Source organism: Citrobacter sp. Cf088, assembly GCF_030334295.1.
Lineage (GTDB): Bacteria > Pseudomonadota > Gammaproteobacteria > Enterobacterales > Enterobacteriaceae > Citrobacter > Citrobacter freundii.
Map to the genome: position 1 here is coordinate 212,819 of NZ_JAOWEE010000019.1, position 6,157 is coordinate 218,975.

General features: G+C 51.5%; 7 protein-coding genes. 5 read left to right on the plus strand and 2 right to left on the minus strand.

The window, feature by feature from the left end:
* Position 1: 1 nt before the first annotated feature.
* Positions 2-220 (plus strand): DUF3820 family protein, encoded by a 219-nt coding sequence (locus OGV71_RS01500; protein WP_003038102.1) that lies wholly within the window; start codon positions 2-4, stop codon positions 218-220.
* On the opposite strand, the gene OGV71_RS01505 is transcribed toward OGV71_RS01500, so the two are convergent.
* Positions 217-1,215: a bile acid:sodium symporter family protein gene (locus tag OGV71_RS01505; RefSeq protein WP_003038103.1), complete on the minus strand. Its 999-nt coding sequence runs from the start codon at positions 1,213-1,215 to the stop codon at positions 217-219. The genes OGV71_RS01500 and OGV71_RS01505 overlap by 4 nt on opposite strands.
* An 89-nt stretch (positions 1,216-1,304) precedes the next feature.
* Here OGV71_RS01505 and OGV71_RS01510 point away from each other — a divergent pair, with 89 nt between their 5' ends.
* Positions 1,305-2,231: a LysR family transcriptional regulator gene (locus OGV71_RS01510; protein WP_003038106.1), complete on the plus strand. Its 927-nt coding sequence runs from the start codon at positions 1,305-1,307 to the stop codon at positions 2,229-2,231.
* Here OGV71_RS01510 and OGV71_RS01515 read toward each other — a convergent pair.
* On the minus strand, positions 2,222-2,563 hold the full coding sequence (locus OGV71_RS01515) for a FlxA-like family protein (protein ID WP_003038109.1): 342 nt from the start codon (positions 2,561-2,563) through the stop codon (positions 2,222-2,224). The two genes, OGV71_RS01510 and OGV71_RS01515, sit on opposite strands and share 10 nt — an antisense overlap.
* Before the next feature lie 291 nt (positions 2,564-2,854).
* Here OGV71_RS01515 and xapA point away from each other — a divergent pair, with 291 nt between their 5' ends.
* The 3 genes from xapA to OGV71_RS01530 all read left to right on the plus strand — a co-directional run bounded on the left by xapA (position 2,855) and on the right by OGV71_RS01530 (position 5,984).
* Positions 2,855-3,688, plus strand: a complete 834-nt coding sequence (xapA, locus tag OGV71_RS01520) for a xanthosine phosphorylase (RefSeq protein WP_003838576.1) — start codon at positions 2,855-2,857, stop codon at positions 3,686-3,688.
* 56 nt (positions 3,689-3,744) lie between these two features.
* Positions 3,745-5,001 (plus strand): nucleoside permease, encoded by a 1,257-nt coding sequence (locus tag OGV71_RS01525; protein ID WP_204583383.1) that lies wholly within the window; start codon positions 3,745-3,747, stop codon positions 4,999-5,001.
* Positions 5,002-5,099: 98 nt separating this feature from the next.
* Positions 5,100-5,984: a LysR family transcriptional regulator gene (locus tag OGV71_RS01530; protein ID WP_003838579.1), complete on the plus strand. Its 885-nt coding sequence runs from the start codon at positions 5,100-5,102 to the stop codon at positions 5,982-5,984.
* Positions 5,985-6,157 lie beyond the last annotated feature (173 nt).

Below are 6,157 nucleotides of genomic sequence, written 5' to 3' on the forward strand. Positions count from 1 at the left end.
GATGGAAAAAGAGCAGCTGGTTGAAATCGCCAATACCGTGATGCCCTTTGGCAAATATAAAGGGCGTCGGCTGATTGATGTACCGGAAGAGTATCTGCTGTGGTTTGCCCGTAAGGATGAATTCCCGCCGGGCAAGCTCGGCGAACTGATGCAAATCACGCTGCTGATTAAAACTGAAGGGCTGACGCAACTGGTGCAGCCCCTGAAACGCCCGCTTTAAGCCTTTGCGGCGCGGCTTTTCTGCTGCGCCTGCAATGCGTCCGTCTGTTGCTTGTAGCGACGTGCCAGCACCGCACAAACCATCAGTTGAATTTGATGGAAGATCATCAGCGGCAGCACCATCATTCCTATCACTGACGTCGGGAACAGAATATTTGCCATTGGGATCCCATTCGCCAGGCTCTTTTTCGATCCGCAAAAGACAATGGTGATCTCATCGGCTTTGTTGAAGCCGCATTTACGCGCAACAAAGACGTTGATGCCAATCACAATTGCCAGCAATACGATGCTGACCACTACGATAAACAGCAGTGAGCCAATCCCCACTTTGTGCCAGATCCCATTAACCACGGCTTCACTGAAGGCGGAGTAAACCACCAGTAAAATGGATGATTGATCCGTTTTTGCAATCCATTTTTTATGTCGGGACACCCAGTTACCAATCCACGGACGCGAAAGATGTCCCAGTACGAACGGCAGCAGCAGCTGCAGCATGATTTTCCCCACCTGCTCCAGGCTGCCTTCTGCGCCATGCATATTCATTACCAGGCCAACCAGCAACGGTGAGAGAAAAATACCCAGCAGGCTGGAGGCCGAAGCGGAACACACGGCGGCGGCAACATTACCCCCCGCCAGCGACGTAAAGGCGATTGCCGACTGCACCGTGGCTGGCAAAATACACAGGTACAGAAAACCGGTGTACAGCATCGGATCAACATTAACTGGTGCCCACCAGGCGAACAGAACGCCCAGCACCGGGAAAACAACAAACGTGCTGCACATCACCCACAGATGCAAACGCCAGTGACTACCGCCGGCAATAATTGCCTCACGAGAGAGCTTGGCCCCGTGCATAAAAAACAGCAGGGCAATGGCAGCGGTAGTTAAGCCTTCAAAGAAAGGCACAAAGCCACCTTCGGCTGGGAAAAAGGACGCCAGTAATACGACCGTAATCAACGTAATCGTGAACGGATCAAGGATACGAAAAAGTTTCATAAAAGCTCCTGAAATTCAGTAGCAACATTTTGCGTTTTTCCATTTGAGAAATAAAATTGATTTATTGCATCCATATATGAATCGAATAGATGAATTACTCTCTGCGTCAGTTGCGTATCTTTGTTACCGTCGCCCAGGCTAAAAGTTTTAGCCGGGCGGGGGATATCATTGGCTTAAGCCAGTCTGCGGTCAGCCACAGCGTTAAAGAGCTTGAAGGGCAGACGGGTGTGCGGTTGTTAGATAGAACAACGCGGGAAGTGGTGCTGACGGAAGCGGGGCACCAGTTGGCGGCGCGCCTGGAACGTATTCTGGATGAACTGCACAGCACGCTGCGTGAAGCAGGCCAGGTGGGGACACAGTTAACCGGAACGGTGCGTGTTGCCGCCAGCCAGACAATCTCTGCTCACCTTATTCCACAGTGTATTGCCCAGAGTAATGAGCTTTATCCTGCGATCGATTTTGTGCTGCACGACAGGCCCCAGCAGTGGGTGCTGGAAAGTATTCGCCAGGGAGAAGTCGATTTTGGCATTGTGATAGATCCTGGTGCCGTGACCGATCTGCAGTGTGAAGCCGTACTGTCCGAACCGTTCCTGCTGCTGTGTCGCCAGGATCATCCGTTAGCCCAACGTGAGTGGGTGAACTGGCAGGATTTGTATCACGAACGTTTGGTGTTACAGGATTACGCTTCCGGTAGTCGACCGCTGATCGATGCGGCGTTGGCCCATTTTTCCATTGATGCCAACATCGTTCAGGAGATTGGTCATCCCGCCACGCTGTTCCCGATGGTGGAGGCGGGGATTGGCATCAGCGTGCTGCCCGCACTGGCGCTTCCCTTACCGCAGGGCAGTCACTTGCAGGTTAAGCGCCTGACGCCGGTAGTTGAACGGCAACTGATGCTGGCTCGACGTAAAAACCGCTCTTTATCAACCGCGGCTCAGGCGCTGTGGGACGTGGTGCGTATGCAGGCCAGTGAATTAACCGCTGGTCGTGCCCGTGATCCGTTGTATCAGATATAAATATCGACCTGATGTTGGTCGGAAGCCGTGTTGATGCCCTCAGCTTTTCTCTGATCGGCGCTTTGCTTTTGCTGTGACTCCTCGGCCTGCCGTCGCAACAGTTGAGCCAGCTGTGCTTGTAACATCTTGATTTGTGTCTGAATAAGCTCCTGCTGTTCGCGCTTCTGCTCAACACTGCCACTACTATTGGGAATATCTTTGAGCTGCTGAGTTAGCTTGGTTATCTTTTGGGTGACTTGTGCAATCTGAGCGGAGATGTCATTCCCGGCTGGGGCTTTTCCACCACCACTACTGCTTTGAACAGTTGGGGTGGAAACGTTAATCGTTGTCATACGGATTCCTCACGCCATAAAACATGGGTATCGGCATTAGTGAACAGAACTTCAGTTACAATATGGCGGAGCGGAGTTTAATAATAAAAGTTCCAAATCTTCATGTATCTCTATTCCTGTGCCATTTCTGGCCCGAAAAAAATGTGATTTCAGGCTGGTTTAGGGCGACTCATCGATACCGATTTACTATCGGTTGTCGGGATAAACGGTATTGGTAATCGATTGCGTAGTCTCGCTATAACAGTGCGGTACGCGACATTATTTTCGACTACTCAGTATTAAGGATATCTCATGAGTCACTCTCTTTTCTCGCAAAATCCCTGGTATAGCGCCGACATCATTCGTAGTTACAAACCCGATTTCACCCCGCGCGTAGCCTTTATTCTTGGCTCTGGCCTCGGTGCTCTGGCGGATCAAATCGAGGATGCAGTGGCCATCTCTTACGAAAAATTGCCGGGATTCCCTGTCAGTACTGTACATGGTCATGCCGGTGAGCTGGTGCTGGGAAATCTGGCGGGTATTCCGGTGGCTTGTATGAAAGGACGTGGGCATTTTTATGAAGGTCGCGGCATGACGGTGATGACCGACGCCATTCGCACCCTGAAGCTGCTGGGCTGCGAACTGTTATTTTGTACTAATGCCGCAGGTTCTTTGCGCCCCGAAGTCGGACCAGGTAGTCTCGTTGCGCTTAGCGATCACATTAATACGATGCCAGGTACACCAATGGTCGGACTAAACGATGAGCGTTTTGGTGAGCGATTCTTTTCGCTGGCGAATGCCTATGATGCTGACTATCGTGCGATCCTGCAAACCGTCGCCGCAGAAGAAGGGTTTCCGCTGAGCGAAGGGGTGTTTGTTTCTTATCCGGGACCGAACTTTGAAACGGCGGCAGAAATCCGCATGATGCAAATTATTGGCGGCGACGTGGTGGGGATGTCGGTAGTGCCTGAAGTTATCTCCGCGCGCCACTGCGGTCTGAAAGTGGTTGCGGTGGCTGCCATCACCAACCTGGCTGAAGGTTTGGGGGATGTGAAGTTATCTCACGCACAGACGTTGGCTGCAGCGGAACTCTCCCGGCAGAACTTCATCAATCTGATCTGCGGCTTCTTGCGCAAACTGGCCTGAATAATTAAAACATGACCCCGCTTGCGGGGTCTTACTTTATGGCAAGGAACGGAAAAATGGGTATCGCATCTCGCTTAAAGCTCATGTCGTTTTTGCAATATTTCATCTGGGGAAGCTGGCTGGTAACCCTGGGTTCTTACATGATTAACACCCTGGATTTTACCGGCGCGAATGTGGGTATGGTCTACAGCTCGAAAGGGCTGGCAGCGATTATTATGCCGGGCATTATGGGGATCATCGCCGATAAGTGGCTGCGTGCCGAGCGCGCTTATATGCTGTGCCATCTGGTGTGTGCTGGCGTGTTGCTGTACGCCACAACCGTTACCGATCCACAGACTATGTTCTGGGTAATGTTGGTTAACGCGATGGCGTATATGCCGACGATTGCGTTATCGAACAGCGTCTCATATTCATGCCTTGCACAATCGGGTCAGGATCCGGCCACCGCGTTCCCGCCAATTCGTGTATTTGGCACGATAGGTTTTATTGTGGCGATGTGGACGGTCAGCTTAATGGGACTGGAACTGAGCAGCGCACAGCTTTATATCGCTTCAGGCGCATCGCTGCTGCTGGCTCTGTATGCGCTGACGTTACCAAAAATACCGGTTGCGGAGAAAAAAGAGTCCGCCACGATGGCCAGTAAACTGGGGCTGGATGCGTTTGTTTTGTTTAAAAATCCGCGTATGGCAATTTTCTTTTTGTTTGCCATGATGCTGGGGGCGGTGCTGCAAATCACCAACGTCTTTGGCAATCCGTTCCTGCATGATTTTGCCCGTAACCCTGAGTTTGCCAACAGCTTTGTGGTGAAATATCCCTCCATTTTGCTGTCAGTTTCGCAGATGGCGGAAGTGGGTTTTATCCTCACTATTCCATTCTTCCTTAAACGCTTTGGCATTAAAACAGTGATGCTGATGAGTATGCTGGCGTGGACGCTGCGCTTTGGCTTCTTTGCCTTTGGCGATCCGTCTCCGTTTGGCTTTGTGCTACTGCTGATGTCGATGATCGTTTACGGCTGCGCGTTTGATTTCTTCAACATCTCCGGATCGGTATTTGTCGAGCAGGAAGTTGACTCAAGCATTCGCGCCAGCGCCCAAGGGTTGTTTATGACGATGGTAAATGGCATTGGCGCGTGGGTGGGTTCAATCCTGAGCGGGATGGCGGTGGACTATTTTTCTGTCGATGGCGTCAAGGATTGGCAAACTATCTGGCTGGTGTTTGCCGCTTACGCGCTGGTCCTGGCGGTTATCTTTGCATTGTTCTTTAAATATAAGCATGAGCCTGAACGACTGGCGCAGAAATCACTGGCACATTAATGCTCCTTTAGCGGCGGGTTCTGATACCCGCCGTTTCATTTTCTGCGATGCAATGTGGTAACTTTGCGCATTAATCTTCACTCAGGAGCGCATTATCCATGGAACGCACGCACCGCATCGATCTGAAGTTACTGCGTTATTTTCTTGCCGTCGCAGAAGAACTGCATTTTGGACGCGCTGCTGCTCGCCTGAATATGTCGCAACCGCCCCTCAGTACGCATATTAAAGAGCTGGAACAACAGCTCGGCACGTTGCTATTTATCCGTCATTCCCGCAGCGTGGCGTTAACCCACGCCGGAAAAATTTTGATGGAAGAATCGCGCAGACTGTTATCCAGTGCTAATCAGGCGCTGGCACGAGTGGAACAGATTGGTCGCGGTGAGGCAGGGCGAATTGAGCTAGGCGTCATTGGTACCGCAATGTGGGGAAAAATGCGTCCGGTGATGCGGCGTTTTCTGAAGGAAAATCCCAACGTCGAGGTGCAGTTTCGCGAGAACATGCCCGCAATGCAGATGACGATGCTGGAAAGACGTGAACTGGATGCGGGGATTTGGCGCATGGCTACTGAACCCTCTCCCGGATTTACCAGCCTGCGCTTACATGAGTCCTCATTTTTAGTGGCCATACCAGAAGAACATGCTCTTACCGCCTGTGAATCCGTACCGCTGGAAGCGTTGAGAAATGAATATTTTGTCACGATGCCCTCCATTCATACCGACTGGGCATTTTTGCAGCGAGTTTGCCTGAGCGCTGGATTTTCCCCGATGATTATCCGTGAGGTGAGGGAGCCGCAAACGGTGCTGGCGATGATCAGCATGGGGATTGGTATTACGTTAATTGCTGACAGTTATGCGCAGATGAGTTGGCCAGGCGTGGTATTCCGACCGTTAGAGGAACGTATTCCGGCGGATTTATATATTGTGTATGACCAGCAGCAGGCGACACCCGCGCTGGAGAAACTGGTAGCGGCATTGACGATGTGATATCTGTGCCGGATGGCGACTAACGTCTTATCAGGCCTACGAGGGGAGTATTGTCGGTAGGCCTGATAAGCGTAGCGCATCAGGCAGTTGTATAAATCGCAGATAGCAAAAAGGCGCCTTTAGGGCGCCTTTTTACATTGGTGGGTCGTGCAGGATGACTCGCTTCGCTCGCC

Bases quoted from the DNA above. Each gene is read 5' to 3' on its own strand.
- OGV71_RS01515 (WP_003038109.1), bottom strand. From the start codon at position 2,563: ATGACAACGATTAACGTTTCCACCCCAACTGTTCAAAGCAGTAGTGGT.
- OGV71_RS01525 (WP_204583383.1), top strand. From the start codon at position 3,745: ATGGGTATCGCATCTCGCTTAAAGCTCATGTCGTTTTTGCAATATTTC.
- OGV71_RS01500 (WP_003038102.1), top strand. From the start codon at position 2: ATGGAAAAAGAGCAGCTGGTTGAAATCGCCAATACCGTGATGCCCTTT.
- xapA (WP_003838576.1), top strand. From the start codon at position 2,855: ATGAGTCACTCTCTTTTCTCGCAAAATCCCTGGTATAGCGCCGACATC.
- OGV71_RS01505 (WP_003038103.1), bottom strand. From the start codon at position 1,215: ATGAAACTTTTTCGTATCCTTGATCCGTTCACGATTACGTTGATTACG.
- OGV71_RS01510 (WP_003038106.1), top strand. From the start codon at position 1,305: ATGAATTACTCTCTGCGTCAGTTGCGTATCTTTGTTACCGTCGCCCAG.
- OGV71_RS01530 (WP_003838579.1), top strand. From the start codon at position 5,100: ATGGAACGCACGCACCGCATCGATCTGAAGTTACTGCGTTATTTTCTT.